Origin of the sequence: Brevibacillus sp. M2.1A (assembly GCF_013284355.2) — a bacterium.
In the GTDB taxonomy this organism is placed as follows: Bacteria; Bacillota; Bacilli; order Brevibacillales; family Brevibacillaceae; genus Brevibacillus.
In genome coordinates, this window is sequence record NZ_JABSUY020000001.1 from 2,109,767 (window position 1) to 2,129,320 (window position 19,554).

Consider the following 19,554-nt stretch of genomic DNA (forward strand, 5'->3'; position numbering starts at 1 on the left):
GGTGAGTCAACAGAAGCAACAGCCTGTCTTTTCACCGAGACCTGGTCGAGGCTTTGGACATGGTGCTGCCAGAGGTCCAGTGAGTAAGCCCAAAAATTTTTCAGGTACACTAAAAAGGCTCTGGCAAGCTTTTGGCAAAGAAAAAAGGCTGCTGCCGATTGTATTCGGCATTGTTTTTGTCGATGCATTACTCATGCTGTCTGCGCCTTATTTGATCGGAAAGTCGATAGATGCGATGACAGGTGGCGAGGAAGCTCTTAGCTTTTTGTCTATCATCATTCTTGCGTTGCTCGGCTCGTACATCTTGGATGGGGCACTGACGTTTTTGCAAAGCTGGTTGATGGCAGGCATCTCGCAACGGATCGTCACGAATCTAAGGCAAACCCTTTTTGACAAGCTGCAAAAGTTGCCGATTGCTTATTTCGACGCTCGCACGCACGGCGAGTTGATGAGCAGGCTCACGAATGATATCGACAACGTCAGCAACTCCATTTCCCAATCCACAACGCAATTGATGTCAGGAGGGATCGTGCTCCTCGGTTCGCTGGTGATGATGCTCGTCTTGTCTCCGATCCTGACACTCGCATGCCTGATCACGGTGCCACTCGTGTTCCTGCTCACACGCACGATTGCCAAACGAACGAGCGTACTGTTCAAAAATCAGCAGATGGAGCTAGGCAAGCTTAACGGACACATTGAAGAGACGATTTCAGGCATACAGGTAGTGCAGGCCTTCAATTATGAGCAAAAAGCCATTGAGGACTTTACGACGATCAATGAACGGCTCTGCAAGGTCGGGATGAAGGCACAGGTATGGACGGGCTTTCTCATGCCGATCATGAACGTGATTAACAACCTCGGCTTTGCCATGGTGGCGATTGTCGGAGGCGTTCTCGCTGTCAAAGGATTGATCACAGTAGGTGTGATTGCGAGTTTTCTCAGTTATTCCCGCCAGTTTGTCCGTCCGCTGAATGACCTCGCGAATATTTTCAATGTGCTTCAATCCGGTGTTGCTGGGGCGGAGCGGGTGTTTGAGGTATTGGATGAACAAGAGGAGCCAGTGGATTCTCCGGGTGCCACTGTGCTCGCACAGCCGAAGGGTCACGTCGTCTTTGATCAGGTCAGCTTTGGCTATCGTCCCGATCAACTGATTTTGAAAAATATCAGCTTCGAGGCACAGGCAGGGAGCACCATCGCGCTAGTCGGACCGACGGGTGCAGGCAAAACCACTATCGTGAATTTGCTCACGCGGTTTTATGATGTGACCTCGGGTACGATTTATTTGGACGGAAAAGACATTCGAGAGTATTCGCGGGACAGCTTGCGGCGCAGCTTTGGCTTTGTTTTGCAGGATACGTACTTGTTTTCTGGTACCATCAAGGAAAATATTATGTACGGCAAGCCGGATGCGACAGATACGGAGGTAGTAGCCGCTGCGAAAATGGCAAATGCAGATGTGTTCATCAATCGGCTTCCGATGCGTTATGATACGATGCTGACGGAAAATGGGGGCAACCTGAGTCAGGGACAACGCCAGCTTTTGGCGATTGCCCGCGTCATACTCGCCAAGCCCTCGCTGCTCATACTCGACGAGGCGACAAGCAGTATCGACACACGGACAGAGCTGAATATCCAGGATGCGCTCCTCACCATTATGGAGGGACGTACGAGCTTTGTGATTGCACACAGGCTTAATACCATTCGGGATGCCGACATGATTATGGTCGTGGATCGGGGAGAGATCGTGGAAAAAGGCAGTCACGACGAACTTATCGAACAAAAAGGTACCTACTATCAATTGTTTTACAACCAGTTTAAAAATCTGGAGGCTGCTGGGGAATAACAGAGCACCCCGTCCAAACACGGAAATGACGTGGAGGACGGGGGCTTTTTAATAGTTAGGATGCTGGTTTGCTGGCAGCGATCAACAAGAAGATCGGCCGACGGATTTCGTCTCGCATCCCGGGTATATCCAGCATTTCTTCAGGAGGGCCAGGTTCGGCGACTTTTGTTAGGTGAAATCCGGCAGCAAGGAGGTCGTTCATATAGCTCGAAAACGTTCGGTGATACTTGACAACTTCATGATCCAGAAAGCTGGTATGCCGGATGCCTTCCTGCTGATAGTTGTCCACTGGCCAGTGCAAGCGTTCGCCTTGGGGGCCGTAATGCCAGTCCTGTTCAGCCAGAGCAGTGAAGACGGGATGCTCCACGGAGAAAACGAAGGAACCTCTAGGAGCAAGACAGTGATAAACACGTTGGCAAAGCAAGTCAAAGCGCTCCACATAATGAATGGCCAAGGAGCTGATGACGACGTCGAATTGCTCTGGAGCAAAATCAATGTCTTCAATCGGAAGACGCAGATACTCAATGGCGGGATCTGTTGTCGTCTCTTTGGCACGAGCCAGCATTTTTTCGGAAAGGTCCACACCTATAACGGAGCGGGCCTGCTGCTCGCGCGCATAACGGCAGTGCCAGCCGAAGCCACAGCCTAAATCGAGTACTTTTTTCCCGCGAAGGGAAGGCAGTAGCTCCCGAAAAGCGTGCCATTCTCCTGCGGCGTTCAGTCCCTCAACCGAACGGGCCATTTGACTGTAAGTGGTGAAAAAACCTGGCTCATCGTATTTGTTCTGTTTCATCCGTTCAAAACCTCCGGCGTCGGGTCGTAGGCTTGGATTAAATCTCGAAGTGCTTGCTTGACGTCCCCCTGGAACAATCCACCATGATAGCAAATCAACTGCTCGATGTCATAATCGAGCAAGCGGCGGACAGAGCGAATCGCTTCCTGCATATCCAGCGTATAGAACGGATTGGCGATTTCGAGTCTACTGTTTTCGATTACAACAGCATCACCGGCAATCAGCGTTTTGCTTGCGATCACATACAACGAAATATGTCCCGGCATATGTCCAGGTGTGTGAATGATCTCGATGCCGCCGCACCAAGGCAGGCGTTCGCCATTCGTTACGGTTCGATCAACCGCTGTGGGCTCGATGGACTGTAAAAAGCGAATAAATTCATGAGCGTTCTGCTTTTCATCCGACGACAGATGCTCCAGTGTTGCTTGCGCCTGTTCCAATCGCAAAGATGTCTTTTGTCCGGCGATGTATGGTGCTTCGCCTTCGTAGGCGATGATTTCGAGGTGCGGATAGGTTCTTTTTAACGCTGCCAAAGAACCGATGTGATCCATATCGTGATGCGTCACAATGACCTTCGTAAGGTCATCGAGCGTAAGCTGTTGCTTGTGTGCGGCCTCCTGAAGCAGAGGCAAAAAGTCCGGATACCCACAGTCTACAAGAATCAGTTCATGCTCATCCTGCAACAGCACCGGGGTAATGACCTGTGCAGATCCATTGTACATAAACGAAATGTCGAGAAAGTGAATCTGGTTCATACGTTGTCCCTCCTGACTGACTGATCTTAAAAAGGAGTGTAACGCAAGAGTAGAGCAGACACACGGTCGACTTTTTCTCTGTCTCATTTATGTCCACGAATAATCCGCCGAATACTGTGTTCGGTCAAGTAATGCTTCTGGGCGAGCATTTTGACAGAAGCCCCTTCGTGATAGGCCTGCCAAATAGCCTGATTGCGCTCGTTTAGCCATTGCTTTGTGTCTGTGGAGGACCCCCATTGTCGTTTGTTTTCGTGGTGGATGGGGATGTACAAGTAACTTCCTTGTATATAATGCTGAATTTGTCGCAGCAGATCGTCTGGCAAAAGGTCTTGTGCATTTTTGTATTTCATGTGCTTTGCTCCTGTCTATATAGCGTGATGTGCGTATATAGATGAGCAAAGAGATCTTCAACTCAATATGGGGAAGGCTCTGAACCAAGAGAAAGAAGAACTCTCTGCTCAGAGCCGCATTCGGCTCTTCGTACATAAGGGTCTCGCATTTAAATCATCTCCCTTCTTGTCTCTATAGTAGTGAGAAAGGGAAGTTCCTTCAATAAACATCTTTTCCTTGCTTGCGAAAGAAAGGGTAAGATGAGAGGGATACGTAGATTGTTTTTTGGATGGAGATGAGAAAAGATGAGTCTTGGCGGCTTTCAAAGCGGCTTTTCCGCTCGTAAGGTACCACGTTCTGAAGTGCGGTGGGGACAGTTTTTAATATGCAATCACGGGTGTGAGGAAGTCATCCAGTTGATTTCGCATGTATCTGGTGAAGTTGAATTTGAGCTATGCAAAATCGAGGCAGAGCGCATGGCGCATGTCCTTTTGGAGGCTTCGAAAGCAGAGCGCTCATGACATGTATTTTTCATAAATTTCTTGAAACTTACAGCCCACACTCTCGTATAAATGAATGAGCATGTATAGATAGAGGGAGGACGAGTATGAGCGACAAAAATGTTGTAAAAATGAGTCCCTTTCAAGCTGGAGGAAAGCTGATCGCAACGATTTTGATACTGGTCGTGTTGGTCTTGCTTGGCACACAATCCTTTACGATTATTTCCGCAGGGCATAGTGGGGTTGTGCTGCAGCTTGGAGCGGTACAGCCAAAAGTGCTGCAAGAGGGCATGCATTTTAAAATTCCGTTCATCCAAACCGTAGTGCCGATGGAAGTGCGGGTGCAAAAATCAGAAATGAGTCAGACTTCCGCTTCACGTGACCTGCAAACCGTATCTACGACGATTGCTGTTAACCATCATTTGGATGCAGAAAATGTCAATAAACTGTACCAGCAAGTGGGATTGGAGTACAATAGCCGAATTGTTGATCCTGCCATTGCCGAATCATTTAAAGCCGTGACCGCTCAATACACAGCAGAAGAACTGGTATCCAAGCGTTCCGAGGTAAGCCAAAAGGTAAAAGAAGTCCTGCATAAAAAGCTGTCAAATTATAACATTATCCTCGACGAAATCAATATTCGCGAGTTTACTTTCAGTGATGAATTTAACCGCGCTATTGAATCCAAGCAGGTAGCTGAGCAGCAAGCGCTCAAATCGAAGCTGGACCTGGAGCGGATCAAGATCGAGAAAGAGCAAGAAATCACGAGAGCAGAAGCACAGGCACAAGCACTGCGCCTGCAAAAACAAGAGGTAACGCCAGAGCTGATTCAGCTCAGACAGATTGAGGCGCAACTCGAAGCGATCCGCAAATGGGATGGAAAGCTGCCGAACGTTACAGGCGGAGCTACTCCGTTTATCAACGTGGGTACCCCATAACCGAATAAATAAACAAAGCCACTCCCTTGAAGAGGAGTGGCTTTGTTATTAGTTGCGGATGAGATAGTCAAAAGCTCCCAAAGCCGCAGTAGCACCAGATCCCATCGAAATGATGATCTGTTTATAAGCACTGTTCGTGCAATCGCCGGCAGCAAAAACACCAGGGATGTTTGTAGAACCATGGCTGTCTACTACGATCTCACCAAAGCGAGTACGCTCAATCGTGTCGCCCAACCAATCTGTATTCGGTACCAGACCGATCTGTACAAACACACCTTGCAATTCAATGTGCTTGGTTTCGCCTGTCTCACGTTCGATGTAAGAAATGCCGTTTACTTTATCCGTACCCGTAATTTCTTTGGTTTGAACGTTTTTGAGTACTGTGACATTTGGCAGACTGTAAAGACGATCTTGCAAGACTGCGTCAGCTTTCAGTTCTGGCGAGAATTCCAGAACGGTTACATGTTTCACAATACCTGCGAGATCAATCGCTGCTTCCACACCTGAATTACCGCCGCCAACAACGGCAACATCTTTGCCGATGAACAAAGGACCATCGCAGTGAGGGCAATAAGCTACACCCTTGTTCTTGAACTCTGCTTCACCTGGTACACCCAGATTCCGCCAACGAGCACCTGTCGACAAGATGACTGTCTTACTCTTCAGAACAGCGCCGTTTTCGAGTTCAATTTCGATCAAATCCTTCTTCTCCAAACGCTTGGCACGTTGCAGCTTCATGACATCAATGCCATACTCTTTTACTTGCTTTTCCAAGTTGGCTGCGAGCTGAGGACCTTCAATGTATTTCACACTGATGAAGTTCTCAATGCCCAATGTGTCATTGACTTGACCCCCAAGGCGTTCAGCAACGAGACCAGTACGAATCCCTTTGCGTGCTGCATAGATCGCCGCACTAGCACCTGCTGGGCCACCGCCCACAACAAGCACATCGTACGGGTCTTTATTGTCAAACTCGGATGCGTCCGGAGCAGACCCCAGCTTGGCAAGGATTTCTTCCACGGTCATACGGCCGCTTTCGAAAAATTCGCCATTGAGGAAAACGCTTGGCACAGCCATCACGTTTTTGCTCTCTACCTCGTCCTTGAATACGGCACCGTCAATCATTGTATGAGTAATACCAGGATTGAAGATACTCATCAAGTTCAGAGCTTGGACAACATCTGGACAATTGTGGCAACTCAAGCTGATGTAAGATTCGAACTTATATTCACCACGAAGGTCTTTGATTTGATCAATGACACTTTGCTCGACCTTTGGAGCTCTTCCGCTAACTTGCAAGAGAGCCAATACCAAGGAAGTAAATTCGTGACCCAGCGGAGTACCGGCAAAAACAACGCCAGTATCTTCGCCGACACGGTTTACGCTAAAGCTAGGTGTGCGAGTGAGTTCTGCTTTCTCCACACTGATCTTCAAAGACATGCTGGCTAGCTCATCAATCAGTGCAAGCATCTCAGAGGATGCCTCATCCGTGCCTGCACTGACCTTGAGTACAATATCGCCTTCCAAGAGCTCGAGATATTGTTCTAGTTGCGCTTTGATTTCTTGGTCAAGGGCCATTTTATATCACACCTTAAATTTTGCCTACGAGATCAAGGCTTGGTTTCAGTGTTTTGCCACCTTCTTGCCATTTAGCTGGGCAAACTTCACCTGGATTGTTGCGAACATATTGTGCTGCTTTGATTTTGTTGATCAGAGCACTTGCATCACGGCCAATGCCACCTGCAGTAATCTCAACAGCTTGGATGACACCGTCTGGGTCGATGATGAATGTACCGCGATCTGCCAGACCTTCAGCTTCGATCAATACGTCGAAGTTGCGGGAGATCACATGGGAAGGGTCACCGATCATGATGTATTCTACTTTGCTGATTGCTTCAGAGCTGGAATGCCATGCTTTATGAGTGAAGTGAGTATCTGTAGAAACGGAGTATACTTCAACACCGAGTTCTTTCAAAGTTGCATATTGGTTTTGCAGATCTTCGAGTTCAGTAGGGCAAACGAAAGTGAAGTCTGCTGGGTAGAAGCAAACTACGCTCCATTGACCTTTGAAGTTTGCTTCAGTTACTTCGAGGAATTTACCTTTTTGGAATGCTTGTGCTTTAAAAGGCAATACTTCAGTTCCGATGAGTGACATAGTGTTAGCTCCTTTATATGTTTTTTGTATAGTACATATTCAGGACATGCGTAACGAGGCATGCTTGAATATAATTTACAATGATTATTATTTAATAAATGATTCAGTAAGTCAAGTTTTTTATAATGATTATAATGTGATAATTTTTACAAGCCGTTTTCTCCATTATTTAGTATGATTCGAACGGCATAAGAGTATTCGTTTGCTGCATGAAAAATTGACGATTCGTTCGTAGAAACCAGACGGAATGTTTTACGTATGAAATAAAGGGAGCATGGACAGCGGAATAAACATACAGGAGTGATGATATGCCTTCTCGAATTAGCGCACCACAGAAGAGCTTGTCCAAGGATGCGTTCAAGGTAGAGCTTATTACTGCGGGGATTACAGTTGTAATCGGGCTTGTAATTTTGGGCGTTCTTTATTATCTAGATAATCGTTTTGCCTGGAAGGAATGGATTGGATGGTGTTTGCACGGATTGCTCGTTATCGGTGTGATCGCGACGATCTGGTCTTTTGTCGAGCCGTATTTTTTATATAAAAGCTGGCGGTATGATATCGATGAAGATTTCCTGCAAATGAAATTCGGGGTGATCACAGAGAAACATTTCCTTGTTCCCATGACGAAAATTCAAGCAGTCTCAACGAAACAAGGACCAATTTTGCGAAAGTACGGGCTGTACACCATCTCGATTAAAACAATGGGCTCCTCACACGAAATTCCAGGGTTGCCGGGGGATGTCGCTTCTCAATTAAGAGAACAGATTGCACACTACGCCAAATTAAAGGAAGTGGAGTAGTGATGGAAGCAAAACGATACCATCCACTAACGATCCTTTTTGAGCTCATCATCCAAGCTAAGCATCTGTTTTTTCCTGTGTTGATTCTGTTTGTGTTCAACCATGACTCGACAAACGCATTCATTACATACGGGAGAATTGTTTTTTACATCTATGTAGGAGGGATGCTGGCCTATCTGCTTATGAAATGGGTTTCGTATAAGTATAGACTGGATGATACGGCTTTCCAGCTTTACGAAGGGATTTTTACGAAGACAAAGCAAACGATCCCCTTTAGCAAAATCCAAAACGTCAATCGACATACGACGTTGCTGCACCGGATTTTTAAAGTGACTTCTATCCGGTTTGAGACAGGGATGGTTGGGGATGATTCTTCCGTGGAATTCGCGGTGATTTCTCTGAACGAAGCGGATCGACTGGAGGCTTACACGAAACAGGCAGTGCGATTAGAGAAAGAGCCTGAAGCTAAAGGGAGAGAAGGAATCCCTTCGGTGGAAATCGGTACGCCGTATGCCACTCCTGAGAGAATCATTCACTTTACGCCAACGAAAAAAGAGATTATCAAGGCTTCCTTCACTTCTCTCAGCTTCCTCGGGATGATTACGTTATTGGTATGGGCGTATTTCAAACTCACCGAATATATCGACGTGGAGGAGCAGGTAGTAGGAATTTATTCGCTGATTACGAGTTCCTGGACAGGGGTCACGCTGACTGCCGTTGGACTTCTCGTCCTATCCATCGTATTCGGCATGATCACGACCTATATTCGTTACGGAAAATACGAGATTTCGTCGGATCATGAGCGGATTTACATTGCCAAAGGAGTCATTGAAGAAACAGCTTTTTCGATTGCAAAAGAGAGAGTGCAGGCGATTAAAATCAAGCAATCTTTGTTAAAGCGCATGCTGGGTCTCGCCGAAGTTAAGCTGACGGTTGTCGGCGGGGATAGTGATTCGGATAAAGATAAACAGGATGTCAGCTCACTCTATCCATTTTTACCGGTAAAACGTGCGTATGAGATGATCTCCGAAATATTGCCTGCGTATGAAGTGACGGAAAAAATGACGAGTCTCCCCAAAAAATCGTTATGGGTTCGCTTGGTCAGATCGAGCTGGATTTGGATCATAGGCACAGGTGCGCTTTCCTATTTCAAGCCGAATATTTGGGGATGGGAGCAAGCGTGGTGGGTCATATCCATTGCGTTGACACTGCTCATCCTGGCGTTCGAAGTCATTGAATTCTACAACACCCGGTACACCTTGAATGATCATTTTATTCAGTTCCAAACAGGGAGCCTAACTACGACTTTATTTGTCTCCAAACGAGAAAAGATTATTGAGGTCAGCGTCAAAAGGGGCCTCTTGCAAAAGCAGCTAGGGCTTGCTTCCATCAAAACGGTCAATCGGGCCAAACCAGTGAGTCATAAAGGGGTAACAGATGTGCCGTTAGAGTTGGCGGAAGGGTTTTATCAGTGGTATATGGGACGTAGAAAAGAGATCAAAGTAGAATAGAAGGAGAGGGGGCGTAGAAGGAAAAGGAGGACCTTTTCCCTCTACGTTCTTGTGCTTTCAAATAGCTCCAGCCATTCTCCATTTGGACCTTTGAAGAACATATAACGAGAGCCGTTCGGCAATGTGGTTATTTCCTGATCGATAAAAGTTACATGTAGTTGCTTCAATCGGTCGATTTCAGCTTCGAGGTTGTCCACAGCAAACGCCATGTGGTGGACTTTGCCCTCTACCGGAAGGGAATCGCTGTATCCGTGAATGAGCTCCAGCTCTGTCTCTGTGCTTTCCGGAAATCCAAGAAAAGCAAGCGTAATGACTCCGTTGGAATGAGCGAGCTTTCCTTTGAGCTCCATCCCAACCACTTCGGTGTAAAAGGCAATCGAGGCCTCCATATCTTTTACCATCAAGCCCACATGCTCTAGCTTTTTGATCGCCATATCAATTTCATTCCTTTCCATGGGTATGATTTTTTTCTATTGTAGAAGAATCTGTAGAAAAAGTCTGTATGCGCAAGCAGTTATGATGGGTTCTCCGCTGAAAAACATGGCTATAATTGGGGTATGGTGCAAATTTCGTCATCCCCGGGGTGGAGCATGGAATCTATTGTGGAAATGATTGCGAGAGCAGTGCTGGCTTTTGCGATCATGATGATCATTACTAGGGTGTTGGGCAAGCAGACGATTGCGCAAATGACGTATCACGATTTTGTCGCGGCGATCACGTTGGGGGCGCTGACAGCAAATCTTGCCTTTAACACCATGGCCAAAATATCGCACATGCTCGTGACATTACTCACTTTTAGTGGTATCGCCTATTTGTTGATGATTCTCTCCCTGAAAAATCGGAAGATGCGAAAATGGTTTTCGGGCCAACCGACGATGATTATCCAGGATGGAAGAATTCTCGAAGATAACATGCGCAAGCAAAAGCTGTCTTTGGATACGCTGAATCAAGAGCTGAGGGAAAGAAACATTTTTAATATCGAAGAAGTTCAATATGCTGTGCTGGAGTTGAATGGAGAGATATCCGTCCTGCGAAAACCGCAGTTTTTACCTGTCACTCGCGGGGATTTGCAATTGAAAACGGGAAAGAAACAAACATTCCCGATTGAACTGATCATGGATGGCCAAATCATCCAGAGCAATTTACGCCAACATAGCTTAACCATCGAGTGGCTACTCTCACAGGTGGGCAAAAAAGGATTGAGCGTCGCGGAAGTGAATTACGCCGTGATTAGCTCTAATGGACAAATTTATTTCGACCCGTATGAGGACGGTATTACTAATCCGATCGACAAAGAATAAGGTGGCGCAAAAAAACCTCCGAGATGGAGGTTTTTTACTTGCTCGAGTATTGGCTGAGTGTACCTGTTTTCTTCAAATGGTTATAAAATCGGTGCAAAATAGTGACAGCTTCCGCGCGGGTCAGCATTTCTCCACCCTCGAACTTGCCGTTCCACGCAGTCATGATCCCTGTTTTTTGCAAGAGGGCGAGGTTGGTTCCTATGATTCCACTGTAGTCATCCGAAAACAAAATTTCATCGCCATCTTGGCCAAAGAGAAGCGGATACAGGATATTCGTTTGGTCTCTCCCGTCTTCGTTGTACCGACCATCCTCCTGGAAGAAGTTTTCAGGCGAGTTTGGGTCAAGCGAATACTGAGTCAAGATGATGGGAATATCCCGCATGCCGGAAAGGATTTGTAAGACCTCTGCCGCCGGAATGTCTTGGTTTTCTAACATAAAGACGGGCAAGACGTTTGCCGCACCAATTCGATTGAGTTTTGTGTCTGGGGAAAAAAGGTAGCCATTGGACGAATAGCGGACAGCATTCCACCAGTCTCTTGTGACAATCGAGCTAATCTCCGTGTACGCCCAATGATTTTGGGGCACGTCGGCAAATCGCTCGATGTGATAGTTGCTGTAATCTGTCTTTTGGTTAGCTTTGTACGGTCTGTACCGATCAAACAGGCGATAGATCATGACGGTCAATTCTGCTTTGTCTACCAATCTTTCAGGCTGAAAGCGACCGTCAGGATAACCACTCACCACACCCTTATCTACCATAAAGGAGATCGAATTCATGGCCCAGCCGTATTTCTTCGGATCGACATCATGAAATTTCGGAGCAGCATGTGTGACTGCAGGATAAATACCAGATAACCCCAAAATGAGTGCAAGTAATACCGTGATGACTTTCATATGTTCTCCTCTCTTTTTTCTATGAAATGGTAAGGATTATCCTTCTAGTATACTATCAGGCTCTGGAAAAGGAAGGTGAACTGCAAGAACAGATGTGACGATATAGAGCGAGTCAAACTCGCCAGACGAAGCCGCGATGATCGGTGCCGATTCCCAATCCCCGACGCGAACAATCCCTTCGAAACAGGCTACATCTTCCTGATGATGAATGTGAATCATACTGCACACCTCCCCTAGTGATGGAATCATTACACTATTGAATGATTATTCAGTCATTTTCAATTACGATCCACACTCATCCTACATCCCTGTATCGTGTATGATGAATAGGGATGATTGCTCGTATGAGGTGAAAACATGAATGCATTGCCGATAAATGAAGTATTGCCCGAGCTGGTAAACACGCTTCGCAAAGAGACAAACGCAGTGTTGGTAGCCGCTCCAGGTGCGGGGAAGACGACGCGGGTACCATTGGCCTTGCGTGACGAAGCTTGGTTGGACAATCGCCGAATTGTAATGCTGGTACCACGACGACTGGCCGCACGTCAAGCCGCTGCCTACATGGCTGCCTTGCTGGGTGAAGAAGTTGGGCAAACGGTCGGATACCGGGTCAAGCGTGAATCAAGAGTGGGTCCAGACACACGGATTGAAGTGATGACAGAAGGAATTTTAACGAGAATGCTACAGGATGATCCAGAGCTATCCGATGTTGGTCTTGTTATTTTCGACGAGTTCCACGAACGGAATTTGCACGCGGATTTAGGGCTGACCCTTAGTCTTCAGGCACAAGGCTTGTTTCGAGAGGACCTGCGAATTCTCGTGATGTCCGCTACCCTCGATGCAGAGCCCGTGTCAGCTTTGCTGGGGAATGCTCCTGTTGTCAGTAGTAAAGGCAGGATGTTTCCGGTGGAGACGCACTTTTTGACTTCTCCGATGCAGGGCCGTCTGGAGGAAGCGGTTGTCCAGATGATCTTCCATGCGTTGAGACAAGAAGAGGGAGATATGCTCGTCTTTTTACCGGGAGCCAAAGAAATTCATCGGGTGCAAGCGTTGCTCGAAGAAAGCGGTGTGGGATCGAATATACGGATTGCGCCTCTTTACGGAAATTTGTCGCAGGAGGAACAAGATAAGGCGATCCAGCCCGGGAAAACAGGAGAGCGCAAAATTGTCCTCGCTACGACTATTGCCGAGACGAGCTTGACTGTCGAGGGTGTGCGCATCGTGATTGATAGTGGTTTAAAACGGGTCCCGCGCTTTTCTCCACGAACGGGGATGACGAGACTGGAGACTGCAAAGGTAGCGAGAGCATCTGCTGACCAACGGCGAGGAAGGGCTGGACGTCTTGCACCCGGGGTCTGCTTTCGATTGTGGACAGAGCAAGAAGATCGCATGCTCATTCCACAGCAGGCACCTGAAATCATGGAAGCGGATCTGGCTGTGCTCGCTTTAGAGCTGGCTCTGTGGGGAGTCGGGGCACCGGACGAGCTGGAATGGCTGAATCCCCCGCCGAAGCCAGCGATGGCACAGGCTCAAGAGCTGCTGATTCAGCTGGGCGCATTCGATGAGCGGAAGCAAATCACAGCACATGGACGAGTGCTGGCTGGGATGGGTGTACATCCGAGGTTGGGCCACATGATTCAAAAAGCGAATGAGCTGGGGGAAGGTGAACTGGCCTGCGAGCTGGCTGTTCTCTTGGAAGAACGAGATATTATGAGGGGGCGCCAAGCTTCGGCAGATGCGGATATGCGTACGCGTGTTGAACTGCTCCGACAGGTAACAAACAAACAGAGTGTTGCAGTGGAGCTTCCGATTGATGTAGGAGCATGCAAAAGACTTTGGAATGAGGCGGCTCACTTTAAACGGATATGGATAAACAACATGCCCAGTGATGCGCCCACTCGTACAGAAGCAACGGGAAGACTACTGGCGTTTGCGTACCCGGATCGGATTGCCCAGCGAAGAGCAGATGGACGCTATTTGCTTCGAAATGGGCGTGGGGCGGCTTTTTCCGTTCAGCAACCACTGACTGCTTCGCCGTATATTGTGGCAGCAGAACTCGATGACCAAGGTGCAGACAGTCGGATATTACTGGCGGCTAGTGTGGAAGAAAGCGAGCTGTTGAATGATTGTGCGATGCAGATTACCGAACGAATGAACGTATGGTGGGAGCATACAGCTGGGGCAGTTCGCAGCCGCAAGCAAAAGCGGTTAGGCGCGATCCTGTTGGCAGAAATACCTGCGGAGGCTTCGCCAGATGAGGTGTTAACAGCGTTTTTGGACGGAATAAAAGAAGAGGGCTTGGAGATTTTGCCGTGGAACCGGCAGGCGAGACAGTATCGGGAGCGTTTGCTCTTTATGCAGCATCTGGAGGAAGGCTGGCCGAATATGGAAGATGAGGCACTGCTTGCTTCCTTGGAGGAATGGCTCGCTCCCCATTTGTATGGTTTCAGAAAAAAGGAAGACCTGCAGTCGCTGTCAGTGACGACGTTGCTGGAGAGTATGCTGTCATGGGAGCAGCGCAGACAATTGGACGAATACGCTCCGACCCATGTGATCGTCCCGAGCGGTTCCAAAATTCCTGTCGATTACAGCGATCCAGCGGCACCGGTGCTTTCGGTCCGGCTACAGGAGTTGTTTGGTTGGCAAGACTCTCCGCGAATAGGCAGAGGCAAAGTACCGCTGACATTGCACCTGCTTTCGCCGGCTCATCGTCCGGTACAAGTGACACGGGACTTGGCGAGCTTTTGGGCACATGCGTATTTTGAGGTGAAAAAGGATTTAAAGGGACGTTATCCCAAGCATTACTGGCCGGAAGATCCGTTAGCGGCCATTCCGACAAACCGGACGCGACCACGCATATAAATCGATTGGCTAGGTATATTCGGGCATAGAGGGAGGGCTTCGTGTCAGGTGAAATTTCCCATTTTGCTAGTTCCATGTTCGTGAGTCACATCAATTGTGAAACCTTCTTCGTGCTTGCGTACGTCAGGAAGATACCGTGAATCACGTACTACCCCCTCTATTTCTCTGGGCTGCCTGTTCCATCAGGCGGTCTTTTTTTTGTAAAAAAAAGGTGCCGCAGTTGCAGCGCCCTTTCTTTCGTATGGGGTCAAGGCTTACGCCTTATTTCCCCACTGCTCCCGATAAATCAACTGTTGCAAGTCCTCACGTTGTCTCCATTGGTGCAGCTCCAAGAGTGGACGTTCCGGATAATGATCCGTGTAACCGATCGACAGCAATGCGACAGGATCGATATGCGGCGGTATGTTCAGGATACGACGCACGTCGGCCTTCTTGTAAAAGCTGACCCAACCCATTGCCAAATCTTCGGCGTAGGCTGCCAGCCACATGTTTTGGATCGCACAGCTGACAGACATGATATCTGTTTCCGGGATGGAATTGCGTCCGAGTACATGGTCCCCGCCACGTGTAGGATCACAAGTGACACAGATGGTGACAGGCGCTTCCTTGATCCCTTGAATTTTCAACTCCAAAAAGGTCGACTCTCGTCCCGTCCCTTCGTAGTGGATGGCAAGCGCCCGGCGTTCTTTATCTGCACATTCTGCGAGAGCTTGTTTGGTTGCGTCGTCTTCTACCAGGACAAAATTCCATGGTTGCATGAATCCGACAGAAGGAGCATGGTGGGCAGCAGCCAAGATCATGGCGAGCTTTTCCGGGGCGACAGGATCTGGGCGAAAGGTACGAATATCGCGACGATTGCTAATGGCTTTATACAAACCGTTTTTTTCTTCCGCGGTTAAGCGTTTCATGAGAAAACCTCCCTATTTGCATTCTGGTCTCTTTATTTTACTTACAAAGTATGCTTCCTTCCAGACATCTGCTTGACATATTCATGTCCTACGCTAAAGGGAAGATTAGTCCGAGCAGAGGGGAGAAAGAGTACGAGTATGCAAAACATCTTGATCGTGGAAGACGAGTTACCCATCTCTCGGGTATTAAAGGCGTATTTGGAAAAAAACAACTTTCGGGTTGAACAGGCATTTAACGGCGAGGAAGCTGAGCGGAAGTTTGATTCACTCAATCCTGCGCTCGTTTTGCTAGATGTGATGCTGCCTGGACGAAGCGGATGGAGTATTCTCGAATATATTCGGGCCAAAAGCTCGTGTCCTGTCATCATGCTGACAGCGCTGGGACAAATCGATAACAAGCTGGCGGGTCTGAACCAAGGTGCTGACGACTATATCACCAAGCCCTTTATTGCCGACGAAGTGGTCGCTCGCGTACATGCAGTATTACGTCGCTCGAAACAATTAATAGAAGGCAATCATGTGAAGCAGTTTGGCAGTCTGAGAATCGACTTCAAGGCGTATTCCGTCATGCTGCACGGCATCGAACTGGCGTTCACACCAAAGGACTTGTGCCTGTTTCTTTTTTTGGCGCAGTACAAAAACCAGACGTTCACCAGAGAACAGCTCATCGAGCAGGTGTGGGGGATGGATTACGAAGGAAGTGATCGCGCAGTAGACCTCGCGATCAAACGCATCCGGCGATCTTTGGAAAATTGGCCGACATCCGAAGGGGAAATCCGTACCTATCGTGGCTTGGGCTACAAGCTGTGCGTATATGAGTGAGAAAAAACGCACCTCTTTGTTTCGCTATTGGACGACGCGATACTTGATCATCTTGTGTATCGGCCTTTTCGTGATCGGGATTGCATCCAGCTACTGGATTTCTTATAGCGAGACGCAAAAACGCCTTGATTTTATGAGACTGATGGCAGCGGAAGTAGCGGATCGGGTCATTGATGTGGAAGGCAAGGTAAAAATGGCTCCGTTCTTGTTTCGTATTGTGGACAGTCGTCAGGAGTCACTCGGAGTCAATTACAAGCCAATTATGATGATCTTGGATGAACACAAGCAACCGGTATTTGGCGTACCTGGTCCTTTTTCCGGGGAATTAAAGCGCATTGCGCCTGATCTGGTGGAAGCGGATGACAGCCTGTCACAGTTTGAGCTTGCGCGGGGCGAAGAAGTGCTTTTCGTGAAGGAAAGCATTAAGGTGGATGAGCGAGTGGTTGGATGGGTCATGCTGTTCACCCCACAAAAACAGGTGATACGAAGCATGACTGAATTTCAATTGCTCGCGATCATGCTTCTGGGTCTCGGTTTGCTTGGCTGGCTCGTCATTTATTTGCTGACGAAAAAGCTGTCTCAGCCGATTAAGGATGTGGCAGACGCTGCCAAGCAAATCGTGCTGGGAAACTACGAGATTCAATTGGATAAAAACAAGCGCGAACAAGAAGTGTATGAGCTCATTCATTCCTTTGGAGAAATGGCAGAGCGATTGAAGCAGCTGGAAATGATGCGTACCGAGTTGTTGGCAGGGGTGACCCACGAACTCAAAACACCTGTTACGTCCATCAGTGGGCTGGTGCAAGCCGTGAGGGAAGAGGTTGTGAGCGGTGAGGAAGCCAAGGAGTTTTTGGATATTTGTACGAAGGAAACGACACGTCTGCAAAAGATGGTAGAGGATTTGCTCGATTTTAACTCTTTTGCAGTCGGTGACATTCGCATTCGCAGGCAGCCTCAAAACATGCAGGAGCTGGTCCGGGAAATTACGCACCAATGGAAAATTATGCAGGAAGAAGAGAAGCTCTGCCTGGACATCGAAAGTACCTCTGATCCGATCATGATAGATACCGACCCGCTGCGAGTGCAGCAAATCATGTACAATCTCCTAAATAATGCAGCACAAGCGATGGAATCGGAGGGGAGGATCGTCGTGTCACTATCTGCATCAAGAGAAGAGATCCGCATTGACGTGAAGGACAATGGACGTGGGATACCGATAGAAGAACAGTCTTTGATCTTCGAGAGATTCTACCGTGGCGAGGACAAGAAGCACATCGTCCGTGGGCTGGGGCTTGGCTTGTCTTTTAGCAGAATGATTGCCCAAGCGTTAGGAGGTGTGTTGATTCTGACTGAGAGTACCGCGTCAGGCAGCACCTTCACGTTGATTTTGCGCAAATAATCCATGCATGATCGAAAAGCGACCTGGTTTCTCTCCGGTCGTTTTTTTTTTGTGCCTTCATCTGACTTTTCCCTGACGTATTCGTTCCGTATAGTGGTCGCAACCAAAAAGACAAGTCTTCAATCAAGCAGACGGTAGGAGGACTGAGCGTGACTCACAAGGAGAACAAGAGAGAGTTGTTTTCGAAGACAGGAAGCAACAGGAAAAGGTGGATCGTTGGAGTTTTGGCTGTCGGGGCCGTGATCGTTTCAGGAGGTATATTTGGCTACCAGTCATTTTTTACCCCACAAACGGCGCAGGCCGCTTTTCAAGTGGAGACGGTAAAAAGGGGAGACATCTCAGAAGTCGTGCAGGCATCAGGTACTGTCCAGGCTTCCAAGCGCTCGTCTCTCTCGTTTTCTGATGCAGAAGAAGCCAAGGATGCGATCTCTACTATTCAGGTCGGCGTTGGTGATGCCGTGAAGGCAGGGCAAATTCTGGCGACGATGGACGATTCTGTAGCGAGAATCCAGGTGACGAATGCGGAAGCCAATCTATTGTCGGCTCAAGCCAAGCTAGAGGAGGCGCAAAAGCGCAAAAGCCCTGCTGAAATCACTTCTTTACAAGCCGCCGTCAATCAGACCAAGAACGAATGGGAGCTCGCCAAGCAAAACATTGACGGAAAGAAAGCGGCGAGTGACGTAGAAAAGGCAAAGGCAAACCTGGAGAATGCCCAGAAGACGTACACTTCCCAGCAGACCTTGTTCGCAGCAGGTGCGATTGCCAAGAGCGAATTCGACAGTGCCCAAGCCTCGTTGGACCAAGCTAAACGCGATTACAACTCGGCTGTATTGACTGCCGGACAGACGACAGGGCAGGCCAGTGTGAAGGTAGAGCAAGCATTGGCTGCGTATCAAACAGCACAAGAAGAGTTACAGGAAGCCAATGAAGGTCCGGATGCCGCCACAGTACTATCAGCCAAAGCAGCGGTGGAACAGGCAAAAGCGGGGTTGCAACAAGCACAGAAGGCATTGAGGGCTGTCACCTTGAAAGCACCGATGGACGGAGTGATCGTCCAGGTGAATGGCAATGTAGGCGAAATACCCGGGAATGATTTCATTATCATGGATAATTCGAATAGCGGAAATTTAGAGGTATTGGCCCAGATCAGCCAGAGCGACATCGGTAAAGTGCAGGAAGGCTTGCCTGTGACGTTTACAACGAGTTCTTATGCGGACGAGACGTTCCATGGAAAAGTAAAGCTGATCTATCCGGAAGCGAAAACTGACGCTGGAGTCACCACTTACGATGTGCTGTTGTCTGTGGCAAACCAGGATAACAAATTGAAGATCGGAATGACGATGAACGTCGCGATCGAACGAGGAACCCATAAAAATGTGCTCGTGGTACCTGCGCAAGCGCTGCAAACGCAAAATGGCAAGGATGGCGTGTATGTACTAATGGATGCTGCTGCACAACAAGCTGGTGAAGGAGCAGAAGGGAATCAGGCTGAGGCGAAGCAAGTGAATAACCGCAGTGGAGGCAAAGAGGGCAGAGCGAATATGCCGTATCGATTTGTTCCAATCAAAATGGGATACTTCACTGCCGATCAGGTAGAGGTGACAGAGGGGCTTACTGAAGGAGATCGTGTCGTCATCCTAGCGAACACACAGACCTCATCTGGAACGAGTCAAAATGGAAATCGAATGGGCGGCGGTATGCCGGGATTCGGCGGAATGGGCGTCCAGATAAGGGGACGGTAG

General features: G+C 48.3%; 19 protein-coding genes. 10 read left to right on the forward strand and 9 right to left on the reverse strand.

The window, feature by feature from the left end:
- Nucleotide 1 precedes the first annotated feature (1 nt).
- Nucleotides 2–1,843, forward strand: a complete 1,842-nt coding sequence (locus HP567_RS10385; RefSeq protein WP_173608777.1) for an ABC transporter ATP-binding protein — start codon at nucleotides 2–4, stop codon at nucleotides 1,841–1,843.
- Nucleotides 1,844–1,898: 55 nt separating this feature from the next.
- Here HP567_RS10385 and HP567_RS10390 read toward each other — a convergent pair whose 3' ends face one another.
- The 3 genes from HP567_RS10390 to HP567_RS10400 form a co-directional block, all read right to left on the reverse strand.
- A complete protein-coding gene (locus tag HP567_RS10390) occupies nucleotides 1,899–2,636 on the reverse strand; it encodes a class I SAM-dependent methyltransferase (RefSeq protein WP_173608776.1) in 738 nt (245 codons plus the stop codon).
- The gene (locus HP567_RS10395; protein WP_173608775.1) at nucleotides 2,633–3,391 is read right to left on the reverse strand and encodes an MBL fold metallo-hydrolase; all 759 of its coding nucleotides are present in this window, start codon (nucleotides 3,389–3,391) and stop codon (nucleotides 2,633–2,635) included. Before HP567_RS10395 ends, HP567_RS10390 begins: the two co-directional genes overlap by 4 nt.
- An 83-nt stretch (nucleotides 3,392–3,474) precedes the next feature.
- Nucleotides 3,475–3,741: a CD3324 family protein gene (locus tag HP567_RS10400; RefSeq protein WP_173608774.1), complete on the reverse strand. Its 267-nt coding sequence runs from the start codon at nucleotides 3,739–3,741 to the stop codon at nucleotides 3,475–3,477.
- A 285-nt stretch (nucleotides 3,742–4,026) separates the two neighbouring features.
- On the opposite strand from HP567_RS10400, the gene HP567_RS10405 reads away from it, so the two are divergent.
- Together HP567_RS10405 and HP567_RS10410 are read left to right on the forward strand one after the other, a co-directional pair.
- Nucleotides 4,027–4,242, forward strand: a complete 216-nt coding sequence (locus HP567_RS10405; RefSeq protein ID WP_007727516.1) for a hypothetical protein — start codon at nucleotides 4,027–4,029, stop codon at nucleotides 4,240–4,242.
- An 86-nt stretch (nucleotides 4,243–4,328) separates the two neighbouring features.
- On the forward strand, nucleotides 4,329–5,159 hold the full coding sequence (locus HP567_RS10410; protein ID WP_173608773.1) for a prohibitin family protein: 831 nt from the start codon (nucleotides 4,329–4,331) through the stop codon (nucleotides 5,157–5,159).
- A gap of 48 nt (nucleotides 5,160–5,207) precedes the next feature.
- On the opposite strand, the gene ahpF is transcribed toward HP567_RS10410, so the two are convergent.
- Both ahpF and ahpC read right to left on the reverse strand, forming a co-directional pair.
- Entirely contained in the window at nucleotides 5,208–6,737 is a 1,530-nt protein-coding gene (gene ahpF, locus HP567_RS10415) for an alkyl hydroperoxide reductase subunit F (protein WP_048031803.1), read from the reverse strand.
- A gap of 13 nt (nucleotides 6,738–6,750) precedes the next feature.
- The gene (gene ahpC, locus HP567_RS10420; RefSeq protein WP_016741021.1) at nucleotides 6,751–7,314 is read right to left on the reverse strand and encodes an alkyl hydroperoxide reductase subunit C; all 564 of its coding nucleotides are present in this window, start codon (nucleotides 7,312–7,314) and stop codon (nucleotides 6,751–6,753) included.
- A gap of 308 nt (nucleotides 7,315–7,622) precedes the next feature.
- Between ahpC and HP567_RS10425 the strand changes: the two genes are divergently transcribed.
- Complete coding sequence (locus HP567_RS10425) at nucleotides 7,623–8,114, forward strand: PH domain-containing protein (protein WP_173608772.1); 492 nt, start codon at nucleotides 7,623–7,625, stop codon at nucleotides 8,112–8,114.
- A 2-nt stretch (nucleotides 8,115–8,116) separates the two neighbouring features.
- On the forward strand, nucleotides 8,117–9,625 hold the full coding sequence (locus HP567_RS10430; RefSeq protein ID WP_217366945.1) for a PH domain-containing protein: 1,509 nt from the start codon (nucleotides 8,117–8,119) through the stop codon (nucleotides 9,623–9,625).
- A 41-nt stretch (nucleotides 9,626–9,666) separates the two neighbouring features.
- Here the strand turns inward: HP567_RS10430 and HP567_RS10435 are convergent, their stop codons facing one another.
- Nucleotides 9,667–10,059, reverse strand: coding sequence for a VOC family protein (locus HP567_RS10435; protein WP_173608770.1), 393 nt, complete (start codon nucleotides 10,057–10,059; stop codon nucleotides 9,667–9,669).
- Between the two features lie 156 nt (nucleotides 10,060–10,215).
- On the opposite strand from HP567_RS10435, the gene HP567_RS10440 reads away from it, so the two are divergent.
- Complete coding sequence (locus HP567_RS10440) at nucleotides 10,216–10,926, forward strand: DUF421 domain-containing protein (RefSeq protein ID WP_173608769.1); 711 nt, start codon at nucleotides 10,216–10,218, stop codon at nucleotides 10,924–10,926.
- A 34-nt stretch (nucleotides 10,927–10,960) separates the two neighbouring features.
- On the opposite strand, the gene HP567_RS10445 is transcribed toward HP567_RS10440, so the two are convergent.
- On the reverse strand, nucleotides 10,961–11,821 hold the full coding sequence (locus HP567_RS10445; protein ID WP_173608768.1) for an S-layer homology domain-containing protein: 861 nt from the start codon (nucleotides 11,819–11,821) through the stop codon (nucleotides 10,961–10,963).
- 36 nt (nucleotides 11,822–11,857) lie between these two features.
- Nucleotides 11,858–12,040, reverse strand: coding sequence for a hypothetical protein (locus HP567_RS10450; RefSeq protein ID WP_173608767.1), 183 nt, complete (start codon nucleotides 12,038–12,040; stop codon nucleotides 11,858–11,860).
- A gap of 138 nt (nucleotides 12,041–12,178) precedes the next feature.
- Between HP567_RS10450 and hrpB the strand changes: the two genes are divergently transcribed.
- Entirely contained in the window at nucleotides 12,179–14,683 is a 2,505-nt protein-coding gene (gene hrpB / locus HP567_RS10455; protein WP_173608766.1) for an ATP-dependent helicase HrpB, read from the forward strand.
- 254 nt (nucleotides 14,684–14,937) lie between these two features.
- On the opposite strand, the gene bluB is transcribed toward hrpB, so the two are convergent.
- Entirely contained in the window at nucleotides 14,938–15,591 is a 654-nt protein-coding gene (bluB, locus tag HP567_RS10460; RefSeq protein ID WP_088906445.1) for a 5,6-dimethylbenzimidazole synthase, read from the reverse strand.
- A gap of 138 nt (nucleotides 15,592–15,729) precedes the next feature.
- Between bluB and HP567_RS10465 the strand changes: the two genes are divergently transcribed.
- The 3 genes from HP567_RS10465 to HP567_RS10475 all read left to right on the forward strand — a co-directional run bounded on the left by HP567_RS10465 (nucleotide 15,730) and on the right by HP567_RS10475 (nucleotide 19,554).
- Nucleotides 15,730–16,413 (forward strand): response regulator transcription factor, encoded by a 684-nt coding sequence (locus HP567_RS10465; RefSeq protein WP_173608765.1) that lies wholly within the window; start codon nucleotides 15,730–15,732, stop codon nucleotides 16,411–16,413.
- Complete coding sequence (locus HP567_RS10470) at nucleotides 16,379–17,812, forward strand: HAMP domain-containing sensor histidine kinase (RefSeq protein WP_173608764.1); 1,434 nt, start codon at nucleotides 16,379–16,381, stop codon at nucleotides 17,810–17,812. The genes HP567_RS10465 and HP567_RS10470 overlap by 35 nt, the downstream gene beginning before the upstream one ends.
- Nucleotides 17,813–17,961: 149 nt before the next feature.
- A complete protein-coding gene (locus HP567_RS10475) occupies nucleotides 17,962–19,554 on the forward strand; it encodes an efflux RND transporter periplasmic adaptor subunit (RefSeq protein ID WP_173608763.1) in 1,593 nt (530 codons plus the stop codon).

Bases quoted from the DNA above. Each gene is read 5' to 3' on its own strand.
- HP567_RS10430 (WP_217366945.1), top strand. From the start codon at position 8,117: ATGGAAGCAAAACGATACCATCCACTAACGATCCTTTTTGAGCTCATC.
- HP567_RS10440 (WP_173608769.1), top strand. From the start codon at position 10,216: ATGGAATCTATTGTGGAAATGATTGCGAGAGCAGTGCTGGCTTTTGCG.
- bluB (WP_088906445.1), bottom strand. From the start codon at position 15,591: ATGAAACGCTTAACCGCGGAAGAAAAAAACGGTTTGTATAAAGCCATT.
- hrpB (WP_173608766.1), top strand. From the start codon at position 12,179: ATGAATGCATTGCCGATAAATGAAGTATTGCCCGAGCTGGTAAACACG.
- HP567_RS10435 (WP_173608770.1), bottom strand. From the start codon at position 10,059: ATGGCGATCAAAAAGCTAGAGCATGTGGGCTTGATGGTAAAAGATATG.
- HP567_RS10395 (WP_173608775.1), bottom strand. From the start codon at position 3,391: ATGAACCAGATTCACTTTCTCGACATTTCGTTTATGTACAATGGATCT.
- ahpF (WP_048031803.1), bottom strand. From the start codon at position 6,737: ATGGCCCTTGACCAAGAAATCAAAGCGCAACTAGAACAATATCTCGAG.
- HP567_RS10465 (WP_173608765.1), top strand. From the start codon at position 15,730: ATGCAAAACATCTTGATCGTGGAAGACGAGTTACCCATCTCTCGGGTA.
- HP567_RS10445 (WP_173608768.1), bottom strand. From the start codon at position 11,821: ATGAAAGTCATCACGGTATTACTTGCACTCATTTTGGGGTTATCTGGT.
- HP567_RS10405 (WP_007727516.1), top strand. From the start codon at position 4,027: ATGAGTCTTGGCGGCTTTCAAAGCGGCTTTTCCGCTCGTAAGGTACCA.
- HP567_RS10425 (WP_173608772.1), top strand. From the start codon at position 7,623: ATGCCTTCTCGAATTAGCGCACCACAGAAGAGCTTGTCCAAGGATGCG.
- HP567_RS10390 (WP_173608776.1), bottom strand. From the start codon at position 2,636: ATGAAACAGAACAAATACGATGAGCCAGGTTTTTTCACCACTTACAGT.
- HP567_RS10410 (WP_173608773.1), top strand. From the start codon at position 4,329: ATGAGCGACAAAAATGTTGTAAAAATGAGTCCCTTTCAAGCTGGAGGA.
- HP567_RS10400 (WP_173608774.1), bottom strand. From the start codon at position 3,741: ATGAAATACAAAAATGCACAAGACCTTTTGCCAGACGATCTGCTGCGA.
- HP567_RS10450 (WP_173608767.1), bottom strand. From the start codon at position 12,040: ATGATTCACATTCATCATCAGGAAGATGTAGCCTGTTTCGAAGGGATT.
- ahpC (WP_016741021.1), bottom strand. From the start codon at position 7,314: ATGTCACTCATCGGAACTGAAGTATTGCCTTTTAAAGCACAAGCATTC.